Source organism: Gabonibacter massiliensis (genome assembly GCA_001487125.1).
Taxonomy (GTDB): Bacteria; Bacteroidota; Bacteroidia; order Bacteroidales; family Marinifilaceae; genus Gabonibacter; species Gabonibacter massiliensis.
In genome coordinates, this window is record LN913013.1 from 543,984 (window position 1) to 568,071 (window position 24,088).

19 protein-coding genes are annotated in these 24,088 nt (G+C 41.8%); 10 read left to right on the forward strand and 9 right to left on the reverse strand.

All coding sequences use genetic code 11. The annotated features are described in order from the left end of the window. The first annotated feature begins 166 nt into the window (after positions 1 to 166). From BN3283_RS06595 to BN3283_RS06605, 3 genes are all read left to right on the forward strand, one after another. On the forward strand, positions 167 to 1,369 hold the full coding sequence (locus BN3283_RS06595) for an ATP-grasp domain-containing protein (RefSeq protein ID WP_059026139.1): 1,203 nt from the start codon (positions 167 to 169) through the stop codon (positions 1,367 to 1,369). Between the two features lie 161 nt (positions 1,370 to 1,530). Beyond that, on the forward strand, positions 1,531 to 3,492 hold the full coding sequence (gene gyrB, locus BN3283_RS06600; RefSeq protein ID WP_041503689.1) for a DNA topoisomerase (ATP-hydrolyzing) subunit B: 1,962 nt from the start codon (positions 1,531 to 1,533) through the stop codon (positions 3,490 to 3,492). 96 nt (positions 3,493 to 3,588) lie between these two features. Then, positions 3,589 to 4,152, forward strand: coding sequence for an LOG family protein (locus BN3283_RS06605; protein WP_041503688.1), 564 nt, complete (start codon positions 3,589 to 3,591; stop codon positions 4,150 to 4,152). A gap of 135 nt (positions 4,153 to 4,287) precedes the next feature. On the opposite strand, the gene BN3283_RS06610 is transcribed toward BN3283_RS06605, so the two are convergent. Beyond that, the gene (locus BN3283_RS06610) at positions 4,288 to 5,235 is read right to left on the reverse strand and encodes a transcription antitermination protein NusB (RefSeq protein WP_059026140.1); all 948 of its coding nucleotides are present in this window, start codon (positions 5,233 to 5,235) and stop codon (positions 4,288 to 4,290) included. 116 nt (positions 5,236 to 5,351) lie between these two features. Between BN3283_RS06610 and recN the strand changes: the two genes are divergently transcribed. The 5 genes from recN (at position 5,352) to BN3283_RS06635 (ending at position 12,198) form a co-directional block, all read left to right on the forward strand. Continuing rightward, positions 5,352 to 7,010 carry a DNA repair protein RecN gene (recN, locus tag BN3283_RS06615; RefSeq protein ID WP_059026141.1) on the forward strand — a complete coding sequence of 553 codons (1,659 nt, stop codon included), beginning with the start codon at positions 5,352 to 5,354 and terminating at the stop codon, positions 7,008 to 7,010. Positions 7,011 to 7,144: 134 nt separating this feature from the next. Further along, the gene (locus BN3283_RS06620) at positions 7,145 to 7,972 is read left to right on the forward strand and encodes an enoyl-ACP reductase FabI (protein WP_041503685.1); all 828 of its coding nucleotides are present in this window, start codon (positions 7,145 to 7,147) and stop codon (positions 7,970 to 7,972) included. Between the two features lie 44 nt (positions 7,973 to 8,016). Further along, complete coding sequence (locus BN3283_RS06625) at positions 8,017 to 8,589, forward strand: 3'-5' exonuclease (RefSeq protein WP_041503684.1); 573 nt, start codon at positions 8,017 to 8,019, stop codon at positions 8,587 to 8,589. 245 nt (positions 8,590 to 8,834) lie between these two features. Continuing rightward, complete coding sequence (dnaB, locus tag BN3283_RS06630) at positions 8,835 to 10,373, forward strand: replicative DNA helicase (RefSeq protein ID WP_041504043.1); 1,539 nt, start codon at positions 8,835 to 8,837, stop codon at positions 10,371 to 10,373. Positions 10,374 to 10,389: 16 nt separating this feature from the next. Further along, positions 10,390 to 12,198, forward strand: a complete 1,809-nt coding sequence (locus BN3283_RS06635; protein ID WP_059026142.1) for an LTA synthase family protein — start codon at positions 10,390 to 10,392, stop codon at positions 12,196 to 12,198. On the opposite strand, the gene BN3283_RS06640 is transcribed toward BN3283_RS06635, so the two are convergent. From BN3283_RS06640 to BN3283_RS06660, 5 genes are all read right to left on the reverse strand, one after another. Next, positions 12,185 to 14,092: a SpoIIE family protein phosphatase gene (locus BN3283_RS06640; protein WP_041503682.1), complete on the reverse strand. Its 1,908-nt coding sequence runs from the start codon at positions 14,090 to 14,092 to the stop codon at positions 12,185 to 12,187. The genes BN3283_RS06635 and BN3283_RS06640 overlap by 14 nt on opposite strands. After that, positions 14,089 to 15,276, reverse strand: a complete 1,188-nt coding sequence (locus tag BN3283_RS06645) for a metallophosphoesterase (RefSeq protein ID WP_059026143.1) — start codon at positions 15,274 to 15,276, stop codon at positions 14,089 to 14,091. The genes BN3283_RS06640 and BN3283_RS06645 overlap by 4 nt, the downstream gene beginning before the upstream one ends. 10 nt (positions 15,277 to 15,286) lie before the next feature. Beyond that, positions 15,287 to 15,946 carry a carbohydrate-binding family 9-like protein gene (locus tag BN3283_RS06650; protein WP_082667077.1) on the reverse strand — a complete coding sequence of 220 codons (660 nt, stop codon included), beginning with the start codon at positions 15,944 to 15,946 and terminating at the stop codon, positions 15,287 to 15,289. A 69-nt stretch (positions 15,947 to 16,015) separates the two neighbouring features. Continuing rightward, positions 16,016 to 17,686, reverse strand: coding sequence for a formate--tetrahydrofolate ligase (locus BN3283_RS06655; RefSeq protein ID WP_059026145.1), 1,671 nt, complete (start codon positions 17,684 to 17,686; stop codon positions 16,016 to 16,018). Positions 17,687 to 17,707: 21 nt separating this feature from the next. Beyond that, positions 17,708 to 18,595 carry a DUF8429 coiled-coil domain-containing protein gene (locus BN3283_RS06660; protein WP_041503679.1) on the reverse strand — a complete coding sequence of 296 codons (888 nt, stop codon included), beginning with the start codon at positions 18,593 to 18,595 and terminating at the stop codon, positions 17,708 to 17,710. Positions 18,596 to 18,763: 168 nt separating this feature from the next. Between BN3283_RS06660 and BN3283_RS06665 the strand changes: the two genes are divergently transcribed. Beyond that, a complete protein-coding gene (locus tag BN3283_RS06665; protein ID WP_059026146.1) occupies positions 18,764 to 20,053 on the forward strand; it encodes a DUF2851 family protein in 1,290 nt (429 codons plus the stop codon). Here the strand turns inward: BN3283_RS06665 and BN3283_RS06670 are convergent. Beyond that, positions 20,045 to 20,407 (reverse strand): hypothetical protein, encoded by a 363-nt coding sequence (locus BN3283_RS06670; protein WP_059026147.1) that lies wholly within the window; start codon positions 20,405 to 20,407, stop codon positions 20,045 to 20,047. The genes BN3283_RS06665 and BN3283_RS06670 overlap by 9 nt on opposite strands. A gap of 4 nt (positions 20,408 to 20,411) precedes the next feature. Continuing rightward, positions 20,412 to 21,062 (reverse strand): hypothetical protein, encoded by a 651-nt coding sequence (locus BN3283_RS06675; RefSeq protein WP_041503676.1) that lies wholly within the window; start codon positions 21,060 to 21,062, stop codon positions 20,412 to 20,414. A gap of 327 nt (positions 21,063 to 21,389) precedes the next feature. Here BN3283_RS06675 and BN3283_RS06680 point away from each other — a divergent pair, with 327 nt between their 5' ends. After that, positions 21,390 to 22,577 (forward strand): carboxypeptidase-like regulatory domain-containing protein, encoded by a 1,188-nt coding sequence (locus BN3283_RS06680; protein WP_059026148.1) that lies wholly within the window; start codon positions 21,390 to 21,392, stop codon positions 22,575 to 22,577. A gap of 114 nt (positions 22,578 to 22,691) precedes the next feature. On the opposite strand, the gene BN3283_RS06685 is transcribed toward BN3283_RS06680, so the two are convergent. After that, complete coding sequence (locus BN3283_RS06685) at positions 22,692 to 24,041, reverse strand: sodium-dependent transporter (RefSeq protein WP_041503674.1); 1,350 nt, start codon at positions 24,039 to 24,041, stop codon at positions 22,692 to 22,694. Positions 24,042 to 24,088 lie beyond the last annotated feature (47 nt).

A 24,088-nucleotide genomic window follows, 5' to 3' on the forward strand; every position in this document is an offset into this window, starting at 1 on the left:
GTATACTTATATTCTTAAAAAAGGTTTCGTTAATTATGTTATAGAATGATTAATATTTATAACGTTATATAATTTTTTTTTGCTTAACCGCATTTTGTCGATAATTTTGTATGGATAATACAAAAAATATACCACGATGGTGTGTTGTTGTTCACAAAATTTTAACATGATGCAAAATCTTTACTTTTTTAATTCGGATAACGAGATGGCAATTGCCAATGGACGAATTAGTTATACTCCTCCCGTGAAGATTATAAAGATGATGAACGATTTGGCATTTTTGCCAGCCTTTTTGGCGGATAAAGGAGATTTCGTCTTGTTAAACAGCCCTTTAGCGGATTGTTTTAAGAAAGAATGCGAGGTTTTTCCTGGGCTGGTCGAATCCGGAATTACCTGGGAAGAAGCGGATCGGATCTTTTTCGATGAATTGCGTCCTTGGGGGTGGAGTCCCAGAGTGCATTATGTATTAAAAAAGTTGAAATCTCAATGTAAAAAAGAGTTTACGGAGAGCATCATGGGGGAATGGGGTCCGGGACGGGAGGAGTGGTATAGTCGCCGGAAAGTGATCGATTATTTTCACATTTTACGCTCTTATATGGATTTTTCGGATGAGCTTGTCCCGGTAGTATGCTATTCGGTAGAGGAGGTCAAAAGATTATCGGAGAAGGGGAGTATCGTTGTAAAATCGCCTTGGTCTTCTTCGGGAAGGGGAGTATTTATGCTTGAGAAAGGAAAGCTGACCTCTAAGACGATCGAATGGATGAATGGTATATTCCATAGGCAGAAATATGTAATGGTAGAAAAAATGTGGGATAAGGTATGGGATTTTGCCATGGAGTTTGAGATTGACGGCAATGGGATTTCCTCTTTTTTGGGATTGTCTGATTTTTACGTGGGAGGGGAAGGCGGATACAAGGGGAATTACGTGGGAAAACAGGAAAAAATCGAAGAGAAAATTACGCGTTATGTCGGAAAAAAAGATTTTCTGGTTTTGCGGGATACCGTAAATCTGGTTATAGAAAGGTTATACGGTAAAAATTATATCGGTTGCCTCGGGGTCGATATGATGATTTATCGGGACGAACGGGGTGAATATAGGATTCATCCTTGCGTGGAAATCAATTTAAGATACACGATGGGGATTGTGGCTCTCTCTCTTTTCAGGCATTATATGGCAGAAGAGAGTGAAGGGGTGTTTCAAGTGCAATGTTTTTCTCGCCAAGGTGAAGCTTATCGCTATTATTTAGAAACGAAAAGGGATTTTCCCTTGATTGTTGAAGAAGGGAGAATCGTGTCGGGTTGCCTCTCTTTGACACCGGTTCTTGAAGATACGATCTTTATCGCCAATCTGCTGGTCAATGGAAGATAAAATATGATGTAATGTATTTATTATCAAATATTTGTGTTGTGATGTTTCCCCACAAAAATATCTTGTATTCTGCTCGTTTATTTGGACAAAAATGTTTATATTTGCATGTTTAAGAAAGAGGTTGGTATTGTATACAGGAATAAAATAAAATATATAAATCAATGAGTGAAGAATTAGAGCAAGCAGCAGCAAAAGAGTATTCTGCGGATAGTATTCAGGTGTTGGAAGGATTGGAAGCCGTTCGAATGCGGCCTTCCATGTATATAGGGGATGTGAACACGAAGGGGTTGCACCATTTGGTATATGAGGTCGTGGATAACTCCATTGATGAGGCATTAGCCGGTTATTGTAAAAATATAGAAGTCACGATAAACGAAGATAATTCGATCATGGTCGAGGATGACGGGCGGGGAATACCGACAGCGCAGCACCATAAAGAGAATCGTTCTGCCTTGGAGGTAGTTATGACCGTTTTGCATGCCGGGGGAAAATTCGACAAAGGTTCTTATAAAGTGTCCGGCGGTTTGCACGGGGTTGGCGTATCGTGTGTGAATGCCTTATCGGAGAAATTGGTGGCATTGGTATATCGCGAAGGAAAAATTTGGAAACAGGAGTATAGCAAAGGGGCTCCTTTAGGAGATGTAGAGGTCGTCGGAGAGACGGATCGTACCGGGACGACGATTTTATTTAAACCCGATGATACGATATTTTACGTAACCGAGTACAAATACGATATCTTGGCGGCTCGTTTACGGGAATTAGCCTATTTGAACAAAGGTATTCGTCTGTCGCTTACGGATAAGCGGATGATAGATCCCGATACGAATGAATATAAATCGGAGGTTTTCTATTCCGAAGAGGGACTGAAAGAATTTGTGGAATATTTGGACGCCAACCGGGAGAAGCTGATAGATGAAACCATTCATATCACTACGGAGAAAAACGGTATACCTATTGAAGTTGCGTTACATTATAACACGGAGTTTAAAGAGAACATATTTTCGTACGTGAATAATATCAATACCATGGAGGGGGGAACTCACTTGGCCGGTTTCCGTCGCGGGTTGACGCAGACTTTGAAAACCTACGCCGAAAATATGGGTATGTTGAATAAGTTAAAGTTTGAAATCAATGGCGACGACTTCAGAGAGGGATTGACGGCAATTATCTCCGTGAAGGTGGCAGAACCGCAATTCGAAGGCCAGACGAAGACCAAGTTAGGAAATACGGAGGTCGGAACAGCCGTTGCGCAAGCGGTTAGTACGGTGTTGGCCAACTATTTGGAAGAGCATCCGAAAGACGCCAGAGCTATTGTGGATAAAGTCATATTGGCGGCGACAGCCCGTCATGCGGCTCGTAAAGCCAGAGAATTGGTACAGCGTAAAACGGTGCTTTCCGGTTCCGGTCTTCCCGGTAAATTAGCTGATTGTTCCGATAATAACGCGGAGAATTGTGAGATATTTTTGGTCGAAGGAGATTCGGCGGGGGGTACGGCCAAACAAGGACGGGATCGTCGTTTTCAGGCTATATTGCCTTTGCGCGGAAAAATATTGAACGTTGAGAAAGCGATGGCCCACCGGGTATGGGAGAGTGAAGAAATTAAAATCATATTCCAGGCATTGGGAATCACGATAGGTACGGCCGAGGATAGCAAGGCGGAAAACCTTGAGAAGATACGTTATCATAAAATTATTATTATGGCCGATGCCGATGTCGATGGAGCGCATATTGCCACGTTGATCATGACTCTCTTTTTCCGTTATATGAGGTCGGTTATCGAGAACGGTTATCTTTATATCGCGACGCCTCCTCTTTATTCCGTGAAGAAGGGGAAGGAGCAGCGTTATTGCTGGACGGAAGAACAGAGACTGCAATTGATACAGGAGATGGGCGGTGGTAAAGAGAATAGCTTGCATATTCAACGTTACAAAGGTCTTGGAGAGATGACGGCGGAACAATTGTGGGATACGACCATGTCTCCGGACGGCAGGACGTTAAGACAGGTCACCATTGAAAATGCTGCCGAAGCGGATCGGATATTCTCCATGCTGATGGGAGATGATGTTCCGCCAAGACGGCAATTCATCGAACAAAACGCTACTTATGCGACGATTGACGCTTGATACAGCGAATAAAATAGTACTGCTTTTCAATGGTTCGGATGTTGTTAGGTTCGACGATTGTTAAGCGGTATTTTTTTAGAAAATAAATTGAATGGTATGAATATTTGTGTTTTTTGTGCTTCTTCAGAACAAATCGACCCGACTTACGTTCGTGCAGCATCTCTGTTGGGGAAGCAAATCGCTGCCCGGGGATGGAATTTGGTTTACGGAGGGACTACTTGCGGGTTGATGCGGGTGGTTGCCGAAGCTACGTTGAAAGGAGGGGGAAGGGTTACCGGGATTATACCTCGCTGTATTGTTGATCGGGGTGTTGCAGCCCGGGATATTTCCGAGTTAACGGTTGTTGATGATATGAAAGAGCGTAAAAGTTTGTTGAGAGAGCGGGCCGATGCTTTTATCGCGTTGCCTGGAGGGTGGGGAACGCTGGAGGAGATCACGGAGGTGGTTACGTTGAAACAGTTAGGAGAGCATCATAAGCCTATCGTATTCTTGAATACGAATGATTTCTATGAATATTTTTTTCTTTTTATCCATACCATCCAAAAAGAGGGATTTATTTCTTCCGGATACGACCGTATTTTTGAAGTTTTGTCTTCCGTGGAAGAGGCGATGGATTATATAGAAAACTATAAAATAGAAAACTTGCAATTTAAATATTAAAAAAAACTTGCTTTTTTTAAAAACAACTTATAAATTTACCGAAGTGCTTGTATAGCGTAAATTTACTATTGTAGTGATTACAAAAGTTTGGTTAGTTTAGTTTAGAATGTAAAGGGTGGTTTACCACCCTTTACTTTATTCCATAAGTCCACGTCCCATCTTTTGAATTTCGTTGTTTTCTTTCAATAGGGCTACAACTTTGTCTAATACCCCGTTAATGAAACCACTGCTTTTAGGAGAGCAATAGGATTTTGAAATCTCGATGTATTCGTCCAAGGTTACTTTTACCGGTATAGAAGAGAAATATTTCAATTCGGTAATGGCGGTGCTCATAATCAATTTATCCATATCAGAAATCCGGTCTATTTCCCAATTGTAAGCGAATTTATCGATGATTTCCGTGTTTATATCCTTGTCTAAAATTGTTTTTCTGAAAAGTGTTTTAGCGAAATCGTAATCTTCTTCTTCGTTGTAGAGGGCGATGAAAAACAGATCCTCTTCTTTGAAATTCGATTTCATATTTTTGATTGTCTTGTATACAATACTCAGCACCAGGTCGAAATCGTCATTCCAGAAGATATTTTTTTCTTCCATCGTTTCAAAAAATTCTTCATCCTGAGCGATCAGATCGACGATCATATCCAATACCATTTTTTTATGATCTTCATAACTGATATCGGTCTTTTCCATATAGGTTTTGTAGCATTCCAATTCCGTCAGATGATTGTAAAGTTTGGTTATGATTTCAGGCGTATCGTTCAGGGAAATCAGATTGGCGTTGATATAGGTTTTGAATTTCCGGTTACCGGCGATTTGAGCTATAACCGGATTTTCAATAAATCGAGTATTGGGATTCAGATCTTCTCGCGTCGGTGCTTTTCGGTTCTTGGCCGCATCAATTTTTAGAAAAGCCTTACGTTGGATCTCTGTTATTAATAGAAAAATGTAATAGTATAAATCCGTGCTTTTAGATATACTTTTAAACAGATCTTTTTCACCTTCGGCTATCGTGTTTCCCTCTTTTTTAGAGAAAGCGTAGAGAAGTTGCAATACTTTAATTCTAATTAATCTTCTACTCGTCATGTTGAAAGAACTATATTAAATCGGAGCGCAAAAGTACGAATTAAATTCAAAATTGAAAATCGAAAGTTCAAAATAATTGCTATTTTCGCAAAAACTAAAGTCATGAAGAATTTGTTATGATAAGTAGCATCACGATAAATAATTACGCGTTGATCGATCGCACGGAGATCAATATGGCGGGGGGATTCTCTGTAATTACCGGAGAGACGGGAGCCGGTAAATCGATATTGTTGGGGGCGATCGGTTTGACCCTGGGGCAACGTGCGGATTCTTCCGTTATCATGGATAAGAGTCGGAAATGTGTTATCGAGGTGACTTATCAGGTAAAGGGATATGCTCTTGAGAATTGGTTCGCCGAGAACGAGTTGGATTATGACGAGCAGGTAATCGTGCGCCGGGAGATTGCGGTTGACGGAAAATCCCGTGCCTTTATCAACGATACACCGGTAAATAACAAGATGTTGAAAGAGTTGGGCGATTTTTTGGTTGATATTCATTCGCAACATCAGTCTTTGCTTATCGGACAGCCCGAATATCAGTTAAACGTGCTGGACAGTTATTGCGGAAATCAGGAATTATTGGCTGCCTATCAAATCCGGTATAGGGAGCGTCAAAGGTCGATTGCCGAATTGGCACGGTTAAAAGAGCGGGTTCTTGCCGCGGAGAAGGAAGAAGATTATTTGAAATTTCAATTCAATCAGTTGGATGCGGCCAATTTGAGAATGGGGGAGCAACGAGAGCTGGAGGAGGAGCAGAGGGTGTTGGCCAATGCCGAAAATATAAAAACCACTTTTTTGGAGTTAAGCTACCTGTTAACGGGTTCCGATACTCCGCTCGTGCAACAGTTGAAAGGTGTTAAAAATCATATATCTGCTTTGAGAAATGTCGTAAAAGAGGCTGCCGGATACGAGGAACGGTTGCAATCGATCATTTTGGAACTTGAAGATATGGCTGACGAGTCGGAGAGACTGGGAGAGCGTATAGAATATACCCCGGACCGTGTTGAGAGTGTGGAGGGGCGTTTGAATGTAATATATGATTTATTACACAAACATAGGGTTGAGGGAGTAGAAGATTTAATTCGGATAAAAGAGGATATCGGTATTAGGTTGAAAGGTATAGTTTCCTTTTCTGAACAAATAGATATATTACAAAAGAAGATAGAAGATCTGGAAAAAGAGATGGAGAAATTGGCCGGGAGGATTCACAAAAGCCGGGTGGAAGGAGAAGGTAAGATGAAAGAGGAGATGCGTGCCTTGTTGGTCGGTTTAGGAATTAAGCATGCCGTATTTTCGATCTCCATCAATCCTCTCGATCATTTCGTCGCGTCCGGAAAAGATGATGTGCAGTTCAAGTTTGCTGCAAATAAAAATCAAGAACCGGGAGAGTTGTCGAGAGTCGCATCGGGAGGAGAAATATCGAGACTCATGTTATCCTTGAAATATATACTTTGCAGGAACAGGCAATTACCGGTCATTATCTTTGATGAAATTGATACGGGAGTATCGGGAGAGATCGCTCATAGAATGGCTTCCATGATGAGGGAAATGTCTTGCCGGATGCAGGTTATCAGTATTTCCCATTTGCCTCAGATAGCGGCGGCCGGGACGAATCATTTCAAGGTATACAAGGAAGACGGGCAAGCTAACACGGTATCCCGCATCAAATGGCTTGATGAGGAGGAACGAATCAGGGAGATTGCCGGAATGATCAGTGGGCATGAAATCAGTAAAGCGGCGTTGGAAAATGCCCGTTTGCTTGTTCGAAGCTATTAGCATCCATCAAATGCCGATCGGCAGGAGATATTTTTATACTGCTTTTTACTAAAAAATGTTTTTTATCTCCTGCTTTCCGAAAAAGAGAACTACCTTTGTATGAGTTTTGACAAAGTAGAATTAAATTTTTAAGTATGAGTTACAATTTATTGAGAGGTAAAAAGGGGATTATTTTTGGTGTTCTGAATGATAAATCGATTGCTTGGAAAGTAGCGGAAAAGTGTTTGGAAGAGGGAGCTCAAATCGTTTTGACCAATACGGAATTATCCATTCGGATGGGTGAGGTGAAGGATTTTGCGGCTAAAAATAATATCCCGTTGATCCCGGCAGATGCTACGAATACGGAGGATTTGGAGAGGTTGTTTAAGGAAGCCATGGATCATTTGGGAGGGAGAATCGATTTTATCCTGCATTCGGTGGCTATGTCGCTGAATGTACGTAAAAAACGATCATACGATAATTTGGATTACGATTTTTTACAAAAAACATTGGATATTTCAGCCGTTTCGTTTCATAAGGTATTGCAAACGGCTAAAAAATTGGATGCTATCAACGAGTGGGGGTCTGTGGTCGCTCTTTCTTATGTAGCGGCACAGCGTACGATGTTCGAGTATAACGATATGGCAGACGCGAAAGCGATGTTGGAATCCATCGCCCGTAGTTTTGGATATATTTACGGAAGGGAAAAGCGAATCCGGGTAAATACGATATCCCAATCGCCGACTGTTACGACTGCCGGGAGCGGAATCAAAGGTTTCGATTCTTTGATTGATTTTGCAGAAAGGATGTCTCCTTTGGGGAACGCCACGGCGGATGAGTGTGCGGACTATTGTATTACGTTGTTTTCGGATTTGACGCGGAAAGTGACCATGCAGAATTTATATCATGATGGCGGATTTTCGAGTATGGGAATGAGTTATAGGGCTATGCACCAGTATAATAAAAGTTTCGATAACGAGTAATCAAGTTCCGGGAGATTCCAGGGGCTTGCTATTAAAATATTGTTATGTATTTATTTTTCGATACGGAAACGACGGGTTTGCCGAAGCGTTGGAACGCTCCCGTGACGGATGTGGACAATTGGCCGAGATTGGTTCAATTGGCTTGGGTTATGTGTGATGATAAAGGAGGGATCATAGAAAAACGGAATGATATCATTAAACCGGAAGGGTTTACGATTCCGGAAGAGTCTTCGCGAATACACGGAATAACAACGGCTAAAGCGATGTCCGAAGGAGAGGATATAGAATCTGTTTTGACTTTATTTTCCGACAGGATGGATGAAGCTTATGCTCTTGTCGCTCATAATATTAGTTTTGACGAATGTATTGTGGGTGCGGAATTTGAACGGAACAGAATGATGACCTCCTTATTTTTGAAGCCTAAATATTGTACGATGAAGCTTTCCAAGGCCTACTGCCAATTGCCCGGCAAGCAGGGCTTCAAATCTCCGAAATTATCCGAATTGCATCAGATTTTGTTTGGCGCGGGATTTGACGATGCTCACAATGCGTTGGCGGATGTCGAGGCTACCGTTCGCTGTTTCTGGAAATTAAAAGAATTGAAAGTAATTCAATGATTCGGAGGTCCTGTGATTGGGAGAGTCGTTACCGGTTGTTTTTAGGGTCGGACTGTGTAGCATCGGCTAAAAATCCGGCCGTACATTTTGACAATACGAGTTTTGAGTTTAAAATAATTACTATCTTTGAATCAATAAAAATGGAGATAGCTCGGCGAATGATGTTGTAACAGGAAACAAATGCTTGTTCGATAATTTTGTATATGGATATTATTATTGGACAATCTTTTGTAAATCAAAAAAGTATGGCTAAAAGATCGGAATATAATTATAAATCATTGCAATCGGATTACGGAAAGATGCCTCCTCAGGCAATTGATCTGGAAGAAGCGATTTTGGGTTCATTGATGTTGGAGAAGGATGCTTTCATTATGGTGAGCGATTTCTTGAAGCCGGATTGTTTTTACAAAGAGTCTCACCAGAAGATATATCAAGCTATTCAGAATTTATCTATTAATAACGAACCTGTCGATTTACTTACGGTTAGCGAAGAGTTGAAACGCCTCGGACTTCTGGAGGAGGTGGGGGGACCTTACTATTTGTCTCAATTGACTTCCCGGGTCGCCTCAGCCGCACATATCGAGTTTCACGCTCGTATTATCGTGCAGAAATACATTCAGCGGGAGTTGATACGGGTATGTACGGATATTCAAAATCGGGCTTACGATGATGCCACGGATGTAGCCGATTTGGTGGATATGGCCCAAAAGACCGTTTTTGAGATAGCCGAAGGTAATATAAAGAAGGAGACGACGGCAATTAATGCCATTATCGACGAAGCGCTCAAGGGAATCGAGTTGGCCGGGAAACGTCCTGACGGTTTAAGCGGTATTCCTTCCGGTTTTACCGCTCTCGATGAAATCACTTCCGGCTGGCAGCCTTCGGATCTCGTGATTATAGCAGCCCGTCCTTCCATGGGTAAGACGGCATTTGTTTTATCTATGGCTCGAAACATGGCTGTTATGCATAAGCAGCCCATCGCTTTGTTCTCGTTGGAGATGTCTTCGGTGCAATTAGTGAACCGTTTGATTGCCAGCGAGACGGAATTAGGATCTGAAAAAATACGAAACGGACGATTGACGGATGACGAATGGCAGCAACTTCATGCCAAGATAAGGGCGTTGATGAATGCTCCGATTTACGTGGACGACACGCCTGCGCTCTCCATATTTGAATTGAGGGCCAAATGCCGGCGTTTGCAACAGCGATACGGTATAAAGGTTTTGATTATCGATTATTTGCAGTTGATGACTGCGGGAGCCGATATGCGAGGTAACCGGGAACAGGAGGTGAGTATGATTTCCCGCCAGTTGAAAATTATAGCCAAGGAGTTGAATATTCCGGTCATAGCGTTGTCTCAGTTGAACCGGGGGGTAGAACAACGTACGGGAGAGTCTAAAAAACCCATGTTATCGGATTTGCGCGAATCCGGAGCCATTGAACAGGATGCGGATATGGTACTTTTCATTCATCGTCCGGAAAGATACGGAATCTTGGAGGACAGTATGGGAAACAGTTTAAAGGGGATAGCGGATATCATTATTGCCAAGCATCGTAATGGAGCCGTAGGAGAGGTGCAATTACGCTTCAGGAACGAACTGGCTCAGTTTTGTGATTTGGAAAGAACTTCGCCTTTTGCTTTTGAGAATACGGATGTCGTGACGAGAACATTCAGTTCCAAAATGAACGAGGACACCTTACCGGTAGAGCCCCTGAATACGGATTTTAAAGAAGGAGGCGCAAGTTTTGAACGTGCTGTCAACACGAACGACGCACCTTTTTAATCGGAATAAGTAAATCATGAAGGCAAAATTACTGTTTCTACTGAAATATTATCTGTTATGGATCGTATTTGCCCTGGTGGCGAAGGTGTTGTTTTTATTGTATCAATATCAGGAGACCGTTTCGTTGACTCTGCATGACTATTTCATGATTTTTATCGGAGGATTCCGAATGGATCTTTCTTATGGCGGATACGTCATGATGTTGGCTTGTGTCGTTATGGCTGTCGGAATATTTTTGCCGTTGAAAATATTGAAAGTCGTATATGCCGTATTGACAATTTTATTGCTGACGGTGAGTAGCTTGATCGTATGCGGAGATTTGGAACTTTTTAAAAATTGGGGATACCATATGGACTCCACGCCTTTGACTTATTTGAAAACACCGGGAGATGCAATGGCTTCGACTCCGGTGTGGCTTATTGCGGTTTTAGTCCTGTTGTGCGTTCTTTTGGTTGCGGGTTTTTATTATTTATATCGCGGATGGATTTCGACGGGTTTGAAACAAGGAAAAGATAAGTGGTGGCATAGTATTGTGTATATATTATTGGGGGGGATTATGATCATTCCCGTAAGGGGTGGGTTTAATGTTGCCCCGATGAATGTCAGTTTCGTGTTTTTTAACAATAAAAACATGTATGCCAATCAAGCTGCGGTAAATCCGGTTTGGAATTTTCTCTATGAGGTGATGCATATGGGGAAATTAAAAGATTCTTATAATTTCATGCCATTAGAGAGAGCCCAACAATTGGTGGATAGTATTTATACGGAGCGGGGAAATTTCCCGAAGGTGTTGAAGACAGATCGTCCCAATATAGTTGTATTTTTATTGGAAACATTCACTTCTCAGGCCTTGGAGGCTATGCCTAATCTAAAGGCCGTTGCCAGGGAAGGAATTTTCTTTTCTCGCGTTTACGCTACCGGAAACCGTTCGGATCGAGGTATTCAAGGAGTTATCGGTGGTTTTCCTTCCTATCCGAAGGTATCCATGTTGAAGTATCCGAATAAAACATACGGTCATCCACGTTTTCCGGTCGATTTCGAGAAGGAGGGATATGCTACCCGTTTTTATTATGCCGGGGATTTGAATTTCGGCGGTTTCCGTTCTTATATTACCATGAGTTTTCAGGAGAGCGTAACCGAAGATGATTTTTCAGGAGAAGCTATTGAAAATCGTTTTAAATGGGGAGTACACGACGGTTACCTGTTGGATCGTTTGTATGAAGACCTGTTGAAAGCCCCGACACCTTATCTCTATATGGCGTTTACCATGAGTAGCCATGAACCCTTTGTCGTCCCGATGGAGACGAAGTTTCCGGGAGAAGATAACGGTTCCAAATTAAAGAATGCGATAGCATACACCGATGCGTGTCTGGGAAAATTCTTTCAAAAGTGCAAGAAGGCCGGAATATGGGACAATACGCTTTTTGTATTGATTGCAGATCATGGAACGCGACACATAGGTCCTTTGCAACCGTTTGTTCCTGAAGCTTATGAAATTCCGATGGTCTTTACGGGGGGAGTCATGTCGGTGAGGGATTCGGTCGTCTCCACTATCGGCTCGCAGACCGATATGGTGGCGACCTTGTATGCCCAATTGGGGATGGACGCTTCTGCTTTTAAATATAGTAAGAATCTATTGAATCCTTCCGTGATACCCTTTGCTTTTTACGCTTATCCCAACGCGATAGCCGTAGTTAACGGCGATGGAGCCTATATTTACGAGTTGGGAACCAAACGGAATCTGGGTAATAACGTGAATCCTGAAGCCGGAGAATTGGTTAAAGCTTATCTTCAGGTATTGGATCGTGATTTTAAAAGTAAATAATTTGATCGTTTTTCAAGTACTTTATAGACAACATGGTTAAGTCATCTGCTTCGTCCATGTCTCCGATATAATTAATCAGATCTGCCAAAATTTCGTCGATCAGCTCTTCCGGGGTTCTGGTTTGAAGGGTTTTGACGAATTGCAATAATCTTTCTTTGCCGTAAAACGCCCGGGCTTCGTTTTGTGCTTCGCTGATTCCGTCCGTGTAGATGAGGAGGGTATCGCCCGGGTAGAGTTGGAGATGCGTGTCTTTATAAACATTCTTCATAATCCCGATAGGAATATCCAAAGCCTCTTCCAGAAACATGCTATTCTCTCTTTGTTCCCTTTGGACGATAGGGTAAGGATGTCCCGCATTCGTGTAATTCAACAGGCCGGTTTTTAAATTTAAAATACCCACGAACATCGTTATGAACATGTCTTCGTTCAAATTGCTGCATAAATAATCATTGAGCGTGTTGCATATGCTGGCTGAAGATTGTTTCGAAGTTGCCATATAATTGAATAACGTGCAGACAGAGGCCATATAGAGTGCGGCCGGGACTCCTTTACCCCGTACGTCTCCTACCGTGAAGTAGAGCAGGTCGTTTTTGACGAGGTAACTGTACATATCTCCTCCTACCGCTTTTGATTGTTCCAGCACGGAATAGAGGGAGATGTGTTCTTTGTCCAATTTATTCGAGGTAGGTAAAAATTGTTCCTGAATGTTTTGTGCAACCCGGATTTCGCTTTCGAACTTTTCTTTCTCCATCGTTGTCTTTTTCAGGTTTTTGATGGATTCGATAATTCGGTGCTGCATATACATAAATGAGTTCCGCAGTTCCCGCAGCTCGTCGTTATCGTTTGTTTCCGGTATGGGAACGTTGAAATTACCGTCTGCAATCGTACGGGTGACGGTAGCGAATTGCCGTAACGGTTTAAACACTTGCCTGATAATGCGGATAATGATCCAAAAGAGCAGGAGCAGGCAAATGAAACATCCGATTAGAATCAGGTCACTAATGTTGGATATGGAGTTATATACTTCATTGAACGGGCAAAGCGTTACCAACGACCAATTGGTATGGGGCAAACGTTTAAAATGAATGAAAAAGTTCTTTCCTTCTACAGTAAGTTTATCGGTACCGTCTTCTCCTTTAACGATGCGGTTGATAATCTTATCGTAATCGATATTTTTGGCTTTGGCGTATTGCCAGATGTTGGCATATCGTTTTATCTCTTGATTGGGATGAGAAAGAATGATTCCTTCCTGATTTAACAGGTAACAATATCCCGTTTGATATAATTTCAGATCTCGAACGAATTTGGTGAATTCTTTGATGGGGACGTCTAAACGGAGGTAGCCGATAAAGGTTTGGGCTGCATTGTAAATCGGTTCGTAACGGGAGAATATGCGCTGTTTTACGAACAGCGTATCGGAATAATGGCGGCTCCAATAAGATCCTTTTTTCTGCAAGGTTTGAGCGTGGAGTCTTTCATCGGAAAAATGCTTTTCGGAATGATTGAGTTTCTTGACAAGAATTCGGTTGTTGTTTTGATAAACATAGATATCGTAGTCTCTGTATTCCGGGGCGAACTCCATCGCTAATCCGCATAATTCGGGCGTATTTTTCAACACTTGAACGTAAAGAGAGGTATCTTCGGAGATCAATAAGTTTTTCATGGGTTCTAACTTGAACATGGAGTTGACCCGCTCAATGTTTTTACCTTGTTCCGAGATTCTTTCGGATACCTTTTCCGTTATCATCCCGGCGTAGGTGACTACCGTCTTGTATTGCGAGATTTTAGGAATCACGTACAGCATGATAAAGATTATCACGTAGATGGCAGCACAGACTGAAATAATGTATATGGTCAGTTTCGTACTGAACGACTTCTTCTTGTTTACTTTCATTGTTTGCAATCATTTGTTAATTCTATTAACGTGATCTCCGGACGTTGCCCTATGCGTCCCGGAAATCCCAAGTAACCTGCACCTCGGGATACATAGAGTTGATGCCGATCGTGTTTGTAAAGACCGTTGTATTCCGGATAGATGTATTGAGAGGGACTCCATCGGAATCGACCTATTTGGATTCCCATTTGCATCGCGTGCGTGTGCCCCGCCAAAGTTAAAGCCACGGGATGGTAAATTACTTCCTGGCGCCAATGGGAAGGATCGTGAGAAAGGAGAATCACCACGTGGCCTTCTGTTCCTCGCAGCGCTTCGGGGAGTTTTCCATATTGAGGGAAAGGAGGTAGTCCCCAGTTTTCGACTCCCGACAAATAAATCGTGTCCGTTTGAATAATGAGCGGTATATTCGTGTTATTCAACATATGAAAGCCCATATCTCGCATATTCTTAAAGAATTGGACGAGGTTCTCCTTGCGGTCCTCTTCCGTTTTCCAACGCGTATAGTGACCGTAATCGTGATTTCCCGTTATTGCGTATTTTCCATAGCGGGAAGTTAATAATTTTAACGTATCTTGCCAAGGAGTCATTTCGGAAGCGAAATTATTCACCATATCTCCGGTAAAAACAATTAGATCCGGTTGGAGAGCGTTTACTTTTTGGACGAGTTCAGATATACCGGCATACCCTTTCCGGTAGCTCCCCAGATGAAGATCCGTTAATTGCACGATGCGAAAATGGTCGAAGGTATCCGGTAACTCTTTTATGCATACCTCCTGTTTGACCACTTTATAATCGTATCTTCCCCACGTTATTCCATAGAAAATAACGAAGAAAACCAAGACACTCAATCCGAAAGCGAAATAGTGGATTATGCCTGATAACAGTTTCAGTCGTCTGACCATTAAGGCGATACCATTCAATACGATATAGATTGTTTTGGGGACATAACATAAGAATAAAACAGCGATCCCTTTTCCAAACCAAAAATAGGCTTCCGGGGATTTTATCCGGGGAATGATAAAATGATAACTTAACAACCCGATGATAAATAGCAACGAGTGTATCGCGTATAGAATTTTTCCCGTTTTACTTTTCAGGTAACGTTTTATTTCGAGGTAGAGAAAAAGATCGTTTAGCCATATATAGCCTAATCCTACTAATAGTATAATCGTTCCGGTTTTCATTTTGTATCAATTAAAAAATCAATGAACCAAAAAATTCCGATCGGTGAAAATCAGGTTGTTCGGTATGAATAGGTCGCCAGGATAAAAAATGGGGGAAAGGCAATTTATTGCCGCATTTGTAGATATTGGCTTTTACGATCGTACCTTCTTGCGGTGTGAAATTCGTCTTGAATAAAGCGGTAAAAGGGATTTCGGCCGTCAGTTCCCAACAAAAAGAGTCTTTTTTACCTCCTCCGCGGGAAACGGATAGTTGTATCTCCCTACGAACTGAATTTGTAATGACGGAATCCGCCAGAATCCGGTCGTTCCGTCCCGTGCCGCAGCCTATTAACAATGCACCTATGGCATTGAACTCGAAATTGTAATAAAAAGGCGAGAAGGGTAGGGGCTGTAAGAAAAATTCGACGCAAGAGTCTTCCCAAATGTTTCCGTTATCGCTTACTTCTTGGGCTCTGAAGGCGGTTTCCTCCACCTGAAATTTCAGGAATAGAGCTTGTTCGTTGTAAGCTATTTTGCATCGTACGCGAGGAATACTCTGGCATGAATTTTTCCAGTTTACCTGATCGACAGGAAGAAAAATACATTTTTCATCCATTAAACTACCTATTCGATCAAGCGAATAAGTAGTTTCAGACAGGTGTGGAATTTTTTCGAGGTGTATCGGATCCATCGCCTTTGGTAGTGTCGTAAAATATAGTGGGAGAGGATTTGGTTCTCCCACTTTCGTTTTATTATTTTATTAGAACAGACCGGTAATCTTCCCGTTGTTGTCGATATCGATTTTTTCAGCAGCAGGGATATCGGGCAGACCGGGCATTCTCATGATACTTCCTGTAATCGGAATGATAAATCCGGCTCCGGAGGCGATTTCGATTTGTCGCACGGTGACCACGAAATCTTTCGGACGACCTAATAATTTCGGATTATCGGATAATGATTTTTGAGTTTTCGCGATACAAACCGGCAGTTTGTCTAATCCCAAATCCATTACCTTTTTCAAGTCGTTTTTAGCCTCGCTCGTGTAATCGATAGCAGCAGCCCCGTAAAGTTCTTTCGCTACCGTTTCGATTTTCTTTTCGACGCTCCATTCCCATTCGTAAAGGGGTTTTAAGGTACAGCTGCATTGTTCGGCCACTTTAGCAACAAGTTTAGCCAGGTTTTCAGCTCCTGCTCCTCCTTTTGCCCAAACTTCCGCCACCTCCATGGGAACTTCCAGTTCATTACATTTCTGGGCCAAATAAGCGATCTCTTCCTCCGTATCGGATTCGAATTTATTGATTGCCACGACCGGACAAATGTTGAACTTTTTCATGTTTTCAACCTGTTTCTCGAGATTACCTATCCCTTTCTTCAATGCTTCCACGTTAGGTTCTTTCAACTGGTCTATTTTAACGCCTCCGTGGTACTTCAATGCTCTTACGGTAGCGACCAAGACCACGGCGCTCGGTTCCAGACCGGCTTTAACGCATTTGATGTCAAAGAATTTTTCCGCACCTAAATCAAACCCGAATCCGGCTTCCGTTACCACGAAATCGGAAAGTGTCAGTCCCATGCGTGTTGCGATGATCGAGTTGGTACCCTGCGCTATGTTGGCAAAAGGTCCTCCGTGAATAATGGCGGGATTGCCTTCCATCGTTTGGACGAGGTTGGGTTTTATCGCGTCTTTCAATAAGGCTGCCATTGCTCCGTTAGCCTGAAGATCGCGGGCGTATATGGGCTTTTTGTCAAACGTATATCCGATGAATATATTACCTAACCGATTCTTCAAATCTTCAAAGTCATCCGAGAGGCATAGTATAGCCATTACCTCGGATGCGGCCGTGATGTCGAAACCGGTCTCCCGCGGAATACCGGCAGTCGTTCCGCCTAACCCCACGATGATGTGACGCAGGGAACGATCGTTCATGTCCATCACTCTTTTCCAAGTAACCGTTCGCGGATCGATGTTTAAGGAGTGTGTCTTACTCTGTATGTTGTTGTCAATCAATGCTGCCAATAGGTTGTGCGCTTTCTCGATGGCAGCAAAATCACCTGTGAAATGCAGATTGATATCTTCCATCGGTACTACTTGCGAGTACCCTCCTCCCGTGGCACCGCCTTTGATACCGAATACCGGTCCCAAAGAGGGTTCGCGTAAAACGACGGTCGTTTTTTTACCGATGCGGTTCAATCCTTCGGTTAGCCCGATGGATATGGTCGTCTTTCCTTCTCCCGCCGGGGTAGGGGAAATTGCCGATACCAAAACTAATTTCTTATCCTTTATTTTATCAAAGTCTATAAGACTTAACGGTAATTTCGCCTTGTATTTGCCGTACGGTTCGAGTAAATCTCTTTCGATACCTAATTTATCTGCAATTTCGTAAATAGGTTTTAGAGCTACCGAATTAGCAATTTCGATATCTGTTTTCATGTGTTATATAATTTAATATTCCTATTTCAGTATGAATTCAGTAGATCCGATCTGTTGATTATCACTAAAAAGATCTGCAATGTATTTTCCTTTTACCAAACTTCCGTCGTTCGGCCAGTAGATGGAAATTTCCAAACGTTCGCCCTCGTATTCTATTTCCCGTTTGGCCGAGTAGGTGAGGCTTGTATTCTGATACTTGAAGAATGACTTTTCTGAGGCCGCGATTACTTTTCCGTCAGGACGCGTCAGTCGCAAATAGATAAGTCTCGGTCCTCTTTTAGCCGTGATGTTTTTCGCGATGACAAAATCGGTCTTCAATTGAGAGCATTTCTTTACCGATGTCTCTTTGCCTCTCTTGTTAATGGGATAAATGTTTATATTTTCTGCGGAGAGGGTACTTGCTTTCTCCAGAGTTTCGGCCATTAATTCTGTTTTTTTCTCTAATTTCTGGCTCTTCTCCCTTACCCAGTTCATCTGTTTTTTTACCTCCGTATTTTCTGCCAGTAATTTCTTGTTCAATTGATTTAAGGAGTCAATTTGAACCACGTAACTTCTGAGGACACCCTTCAACGTGTTTATTTCCCGTTTGTACCGATTGATTTCAGCGTATGAATTATTCTTAAACTCCTTCATCCTTTCCAGTAGATGGGTGATCTTTTCCTGTTCATGGGTCAGTTTGGCGTTTAATGTATCGTTATCCGTTTTTAAATTATCGTAATTATGACTTAAATCCGTCAATTCTTGTTCCAACGCTTCTTTCTCCGACGTGATTGCAAGCATATTCGCTTTATTTTCACTTCTTTCTATCAAAAAAAATATAAAAAGTACAATAAGTACAAGGGATAAAGCTCCAATGATAACCAATAAGGTTTTGTCTTTCTTATCCTTGATTAATTTCTTCTCTTCCATAGTTTTTTTACGTTTGGTTTCCTCCGTTTTCTGTTTTTTTTATTCTGCAAGCAAAGATAAAGATAATAAACCAAACCTTGGTAATGGTTGAGCTTTTTTTAAAAATTTAGCAGTTGATTTTTTGTAAAGAAAATTGTAATTTCGTAGAAACCATCTCAATGTTAGAATATGAATGAGGAATTCTTACAATACGTATGGGCAAATTCTCTTTTTCGGGAATCCGTCTGTTTTTCTACCGGGAAAAAACAGATTCGCATTCTGCACGTCGGAACACAGAATCTCGATTCGGGACCTGATTTTTTTTGTGCCAGAATTGAAGTCGACGGTATTGTTTTGGTGGGAAACGTGGAGATACATCAAAGAGGAAGCGATTGGTATCATCACCGTCATCATGAAGATCCGGCTTATGACAATGTGATCCTTTCTATCGTAGAGGTTGCCGATAAAGACATATATAGCAGTAAAGGAATTAAAATAGAATCCGTTGTTTTAGGATTTGATAAAGGGTTATGGGATGAATATGTTTATATGCGGGGCATACCGGTAATACCTCGCTGTCACCGGCATTTAAAGCACGTAGGTAGATACGGGAAAGAGATTATTCTTTCTGGATACGCCGTGGAGCGTTTGGAAAGGAAGTGTCATGAGATAAAAGAGATGTTGACCCGGAATCGGAACGATTGGGAAGAGTGTTTTTATCGTCTGTTGTTGAAATATTGGTCAGGAAACGTGAATGCCGATGCTTTTTCTTTGTTGGCCGAATATCTTCCTTACAAGAAAATTTTGCGTTGCGGAGAGTCGCTGTTCAAGATTGAAGCTCTATTGTTCGGATCTTCCGGTTTTCTGGAGAAGGAGTTCGAATCGGACGAATACAGGAGTTCCTTACAACGGGAATACGAGTATCAGTCGGCGAAGTTTGAATTGGCACGGATGGAGATTTTTCAATGGAGGTTTATGCGTGTTCGTCCTATCAATTTTCCGTCGGTTCGTTTGGCTTTGCTTGCCGGAATGATGTATCGTTTTCAGTCTTTGTTTTCCGCTTTTTTGGAAATTCACTCGCTTCCGAAAGCCAAAGAACTATTTGACGCGAAGACTTCTGTTTATTGGAATACGCATTATCGTTTCAACGTTGTTTCTCCTTACAGGGTGAAAAAGATAGGAGAGGCCATGAAAGACGTTATTCTAATTAATGCGGTTATTCCTTTACTGTTCGTGTACGGTAAGGAAAGGGGAGAAGAGCATTATTGCGAAAAAGCGTTGAGGTGGTTGGATGGACTGAAGGCGGAAAAGAATCGTATAACCCGTCAATGGCAACGATACGGTCTGACGATTCAAACGGCCTTGCAAAGTCAAGCTCTTTTACAAATTAGGAGGGAGTATTGCGAAAAACATCGTTGTCTTCAATGCAAAATAGCCCGCGAAGTGTTCAGGGGATTAAAAGAGACGGAATCAGTTTAATTCCTGTTTTAAAACATCCGGGATCTCGATCTCTCTTTTTTCCAAACTGATCAGCCAATCGTTTATCTCTTCAGGACGTAAGGTGTATAAAACTTCCCGAAAGAGGTCGATCTCTTCGTCTTTATAAGTATCAGACGGGATACCTCGGAATCGGTCCAACTCTTCATCGTCAAAATAATCGATTTTTTCGGTTATTTTTTTTAGTCCTTTCTCACATATAGCATGCGCTCCGCAGCATTCTACCGGAGGAGTGATCGGTTCTTTTTCCCGGACCTCGTTTTTTGTTTTTTGGAAGAATGTAAATAGGGCAACTATGATTAGCAGCCCTATTACACTCAGAATTATATAGATCATTTTTTTATTTCCCCAATTCTTTTTTCAACAACTTAACCTGATTGCTCAGTTTCTCTACCTCTTGGTTTTTTTGGGATAAAAGTTTTTTGTTTGCAGCCAATTGATTTTTTATACTTTTTACTTCCTTTTCCAACCGGGTTATTTCGCTATCTTTAAATTGAATGTTGGATTTAATCGTTTCGATCTCACTTTTTAATTTTCGGTTATCCCACTCCGAATTTGTTTTTAGATCGGCTAACTCTTTTTTTAATTGATCCCGTTCGCTCTTTACCGTTTTTATTTGGTTTTCCAAGGTTTCCAGTTGAACATTGCTGTTTTGTTCTTTGTATTTTACTTGATCCGAAACGTCTTTTAGTTCTGATTTCAATGCCGACTCTTTCGTTTCCAATACGCGAAGTTTAGCATATAAGGCGTCAATCTGTTTATCTTTTGCAGCGATATTGGCCGTTAACTGATATCGGATGGCATTGAAATCATTTTTCATTTTCACTATTTCGGCTTCCATTCTCTTTTTATCGTTTTGCAGATTTACGACCTCTCGATCGCTACTTCTTTTAGCTCTTGCCAACTCTTCGAATTTCTTTTTCGAGACGCAGGAAGAAAGAGACACGGTTATCATTAAAATGCCTGAAATGTAAAATAACGCTCTTCTCATATCGAAATGTTTAAGGGTTACAAATTATAATTTCTGTATTTTGAACGATTGATTCCTGATGGTTAACCATTAGGCTAAACCGAATTAGCCGTTGGTGAATCTTTCGCTCCGATTTTCATCATGGAGACAAAAGTAACGAAAATATTTGTGTATAACAAAAAAAGCGGCAGATGTTCATTCGGTTGAAAATAATCTTTTTCTGGTGAAGATTGTTTCCGTCATTTTCGGGGATAAAAGCTATTTTTATTTGTTGATATGTCTGAAATAAGATTTATATCATGTATATTTGCAAGGATGATTTATTGTTGAACATGTAGATTATTAGGTATGAATAAAAGGATATTCTTGTTGCTGGTGTTATTTTTCGGTGTGTTTTCTTTCGTTCAGGCGCAAGATGATGATGGAAAAATCAGAATAAAAGGAGTCGTTTTGGATGAGAAAACACGGGAACCGATCGCTTTTGCCAACTTGGGGGTATTGGGAACGGTGTTGGGGGTCGCCTCCGATATAGACGGACAATTTGAATTGATAATTCCGGAGAGATGTATTTCGCACGTACTGAAGGTTTCGGCCATCGGATACGGAAGTAAAGAGTGTAAAGTATATGATGTAAAGGATAAAGGAAAGGTTGAAATCCTTTTGCAACCTACGACTTACGGTATTAAAACAGTTGATGTGACAGCAGAATCCTTGGTGTTTAAAAAATTATTAGAGAGGGCTGTCGCCAATATCGGATTGAATTATATTCCGCGGGCCTATAATTACGAAGGATATTTCGAGTACGGAATCCGGGTAAACGACGGGGAGCGAAAATCAAAAGAGGCAATAGTAAAAATATACGATAAGAATGGATACGAGCGGAGTAATGTCGAAGAGAATTTTCTCGCGTTGAACTATAAATTTACTCAGGTTCGCCGGAGTGAGGAAGCCGTATCCGTGGCTGACGGAATGATCTATTTTGATGATATCATCTCTGCCGATATCGTTCGTAATACCCGGAACATATTGGATATTGAGAATTTGCGTGATTATACGTTAAAAAACAAAGGCATTATTTTATATGACGGAGATTCGGTTCAGGTGATCGGGTACGAATGTAAAAAACCTACTCTATCGAATGCCGGAGATGCTTCTGTAACGCAATACAGCGGGGAGATCTATATCCATATGAAAAATGCCGCCGTCCTCAAGAATGTGATGCACATTCGTTCTTCCGGATTCAATAGGATGGGACGCAATTTATTGCCGATCGAAGGAGACTCGAAATCCGATGTGGTAACGACTATCACCACGAATTATAAGAAAATCAGTTCCTATTACTTCCTTAGCGGTGTCAGTATGGTGTATTCCTATAATGAAGGCAAGGATGTAGTAAAAGGAGAATTACAATACCAGACGACCCGCGTCGGTATAAGTAATGTGGAGGCGATCGAAGGGCGTACGTATTACGAGGATATGAAAACAGATCCCGATTTTTGGAATCGTTATACTATTTACTTGGAAGAAGAGGAATAATAACAGGTAGGATATAGTTCGGGAATATATCCTCCTTCGTTAAGCCGGCGGCGATCGTTTTGGGTCGTTACCTCTTTTGATCCGGAAAAAGCGGCGTCTTGTTTTTTTATTCCCTTAAAAGAGATGGAGGGCATGTAAAAGAATAATCGAGATAAAGAGCGGTGCGATGTATTTTAGAATAAACACCAACGGTTTAAAAAGACGTAATCTTAATTTCCCGTTATTCGTCAGCTCTGCTTCCAGCAGATGGCGGTCGAATTTCCAACCTGCATAAACAGATAGCAAGATTCCGCCTAACGGGAGAAGTATATTGGAACTCACGAAATCGAATATTTCGAATAGGGTCAGACCCGCGATATGCAATTTACCTAAAGGGCCGAACGAGAGCGTACAGATTGCTCCGAAAAAGGTCACGATAAAAGTGGAGAGCATAGTGGCTTTTCGTCTTGTCATTTTCCTTTCTTCCACGAAAAAAGCGACGATTACCTCCAGTAAAGAGATGGAAGAGGTCAGGGCGGCCATCGTCAGAAGCAGGAAGAAGAGAATAGCCCAAAATTGCCCGAAGGCCATACTTTGAAATACTTGGGGCAAGGTTAAAAATACCAACCCCGGTCCGGAATCGGGACTTATATTGAAGGCGAATACGGCAGGAAATATGGCGATTCCGGCCAAAAGGGCAATGGCTGTATCTGCACAAATTACCTGAATGGAGATTGAAGTCAGATTTTCCGATTTGGGGATATAGGAAGCATAGGTGAGTAATACACCCATGCCGATGGAGAGAGAAAAGAATGCCTGCCCCAAAGCCGAAAGAACTCCTTGGGCGGATAATTCCGAAAATTTAGGAAGAAATAAAAACTTCAGGCCTTCGGAGGCTCCGTCCAAAGTACATGCCCGGATACAAAGAATAACAATGATGACAAAGAGTAACGGCATCATCATTTTCGTGTATCGTTCGATGCCTTTTTTTATACCGGCTAACACGATAAAGCCCGTTAATATCATAAAGATGATTTGCCAGATAACCGGCTTATAGGGATTGCTGATAAAATCGGAGAAGAGGGTGTTCAGTTCCGTGCCGGATAATCCGTTTAACGAATGGGTGAAGGATTTGACCACGTATTCCAGTGTCCAACCTGCGACCGTACCGTAAAAAGAGAGAATCATACAGGCTGCTAACAAAACGAGGATACCGAAATGTCGCCAGTGGGTTTTGCCGCCTAAAGTCATGAAGGTTCCGAAGGCGTTTCGTCCGGAATGCCGACCTATGGCGAATTCCGAGAGCATAACCGGCAATCCGATGGCAACGGTAAAAAATACATATACCAGCAGGAAGGCTCCTCCTCCGTTATTACCTGCTTCGTAAGGGAATTTCCAGATGTTTCCCAATCCCACGGCTGAACCCGCTAACGCGGCGATAGCTCCGAATTTGGAACCGAAACCGTCTCTCGTATTCGTATGCATTATTAAGATTTTAAAGGTTTTGCTACGAATTTACGAATTTTATGGAG

What these genes read in the sequence shown, in the direction of transcription:
- BN3283_RS06635 (WP_059026142.1), top strand. Translation starts at nt 10,390, where the DNA reads ATGAAGGCAAAATTACTGTTTCTACTGAAATATTATCTGTTATGGATC.
- BN3283_RS06605 (WP_041503688.1), top strand. Translation starts at nt 3,589, where the DNA reads ATGAATATTTGTGTTTTTTGTGCTTCTTCAGAACAAATCGACCCGACT.
- BN3283_RS06650 (WP_082667077.1), bottom strand. Translation starts at nt 15,946, where the DNA reads ATGGATCCGATACACCTCGAAAAAATTCCACACCTGTCTGAAACTACT.
- BN3283_RS06685 (WP_041503674.1), bottom strand. Translation starts at nt 24,041, where the DNA reads ATGCATACGAATACGAGAGACGGTTTCGGTTCCAAATTCGGAGCTATC.
- BN3283_RS06640 (WP_041503682.1), bottom strand. Translation starts at nt 14,092, where the DNA reads ATGAAAGTAAACAAGAAGAAGTCGTTCAGTACGAAACTGACCATATAC.
- BN3283_RS06595 (WP_059026139.1), top strand. Translation starts at nt 167, where the DNA reads ATGATGCAAAATCTTTACTTTTTTAATTCGGATAACGAGATGGCAATT.
- recN (WP_059026141.1), top strand. Translation starts at nt 5,352, where the DNA reads ATGATAAGTAGCATCACGATAAATAATTACGCGTTGATCGATCGCACG.
- BN3283_RS06620 (WP_041503685.1), top strand. Translation starts at nt 7,145, where the DNA reads ATGAGTTACAATTTATTGAGAGGTAAAAAGGGGATTATTTTTGGTGTT.
- dnaB (WP_041504043.1), top strand. Translation starts at nt 8,835, where the DNA reads ATGGCTAAAAGATCGGAATATAATTATAAATCATTGCAATCGGATTAC.
- BN3283_RS06670 (WP_059026147.1), bottom strand. Translation starts at nt 20,407, where the DNA reads ATGATCTATATAATTCTGAGTGTAATAGGGCTGCTAATCATAGTTGCC.
- BN3283_RS06675 (WP_041503676.1), bottom strand. Translation starts at nt 21,062, where the DNA reads ATGAGAAGAGCGTTATTTTACATTTCAGGCATTTTAATGATAACCGTG.
- BN3283_RS06660 (WP_041503679.1), bottom strand. Translation starts at nt 18,595, where the DNA reads ATGGAAGAGAAGAAATTAATCAAGGATAAGAAAGACAAAACCTTATTG.
- gyrB (WP_041503689.1), top strand. Translation starts at nt 1,531, where the DNA reads ATGAGTGAAGAATTAGAGCAAGCAGCAGCAAAAGAGTATTCTGCGGAT.
- BN3283_RS06645 (WP_059026143.1), bottom strand. Translation starts at nt 15,276, where the DNA reads ATGAAAACCGGAACGATTATACTATTAGTAGGATTAGGCTATATATGG.
- BN3283_RS06655 (WP_059026145.1), bottom strand. Translation starts at nt 17,686, where the DNA reads ATGAAAACAGATATCGAAATTGCTAATTCGGTAGCTCTAAAACCTATT.
- BN3283_RS06665 (WP_059026146.1), top strand. Translation starts at nt 18,764, where the DNA reads ATGAATGAGGAATTCTTACAATACGTATGGGCAAATTCTCTTTTTCGG.
- BN3283_RS06680 (WP_059026148.1), top strand. Translation starts at nt 21,390, where the DNA reads ATGAATAAAAGGATATTCTTGTTGCTGGTGTTATTTTTCGGTGTGTTT.
- BN3283_RS06610 (WP_059026140.1), bottom strand. Translation starts at nt 5,235, where the DNA reads ATGACGAGTAGAAGATTAATTAGAATTAAAGTATTGCAACTTCTCTAC.
- BN3283_RS06625 (WP_041503684.1), top strand. Translation starts at nt 8,017, where the DNA reads ATGTATTTATTTTTCGATACGGAAACGACGGGTTTGCCGAAGCGTTGG.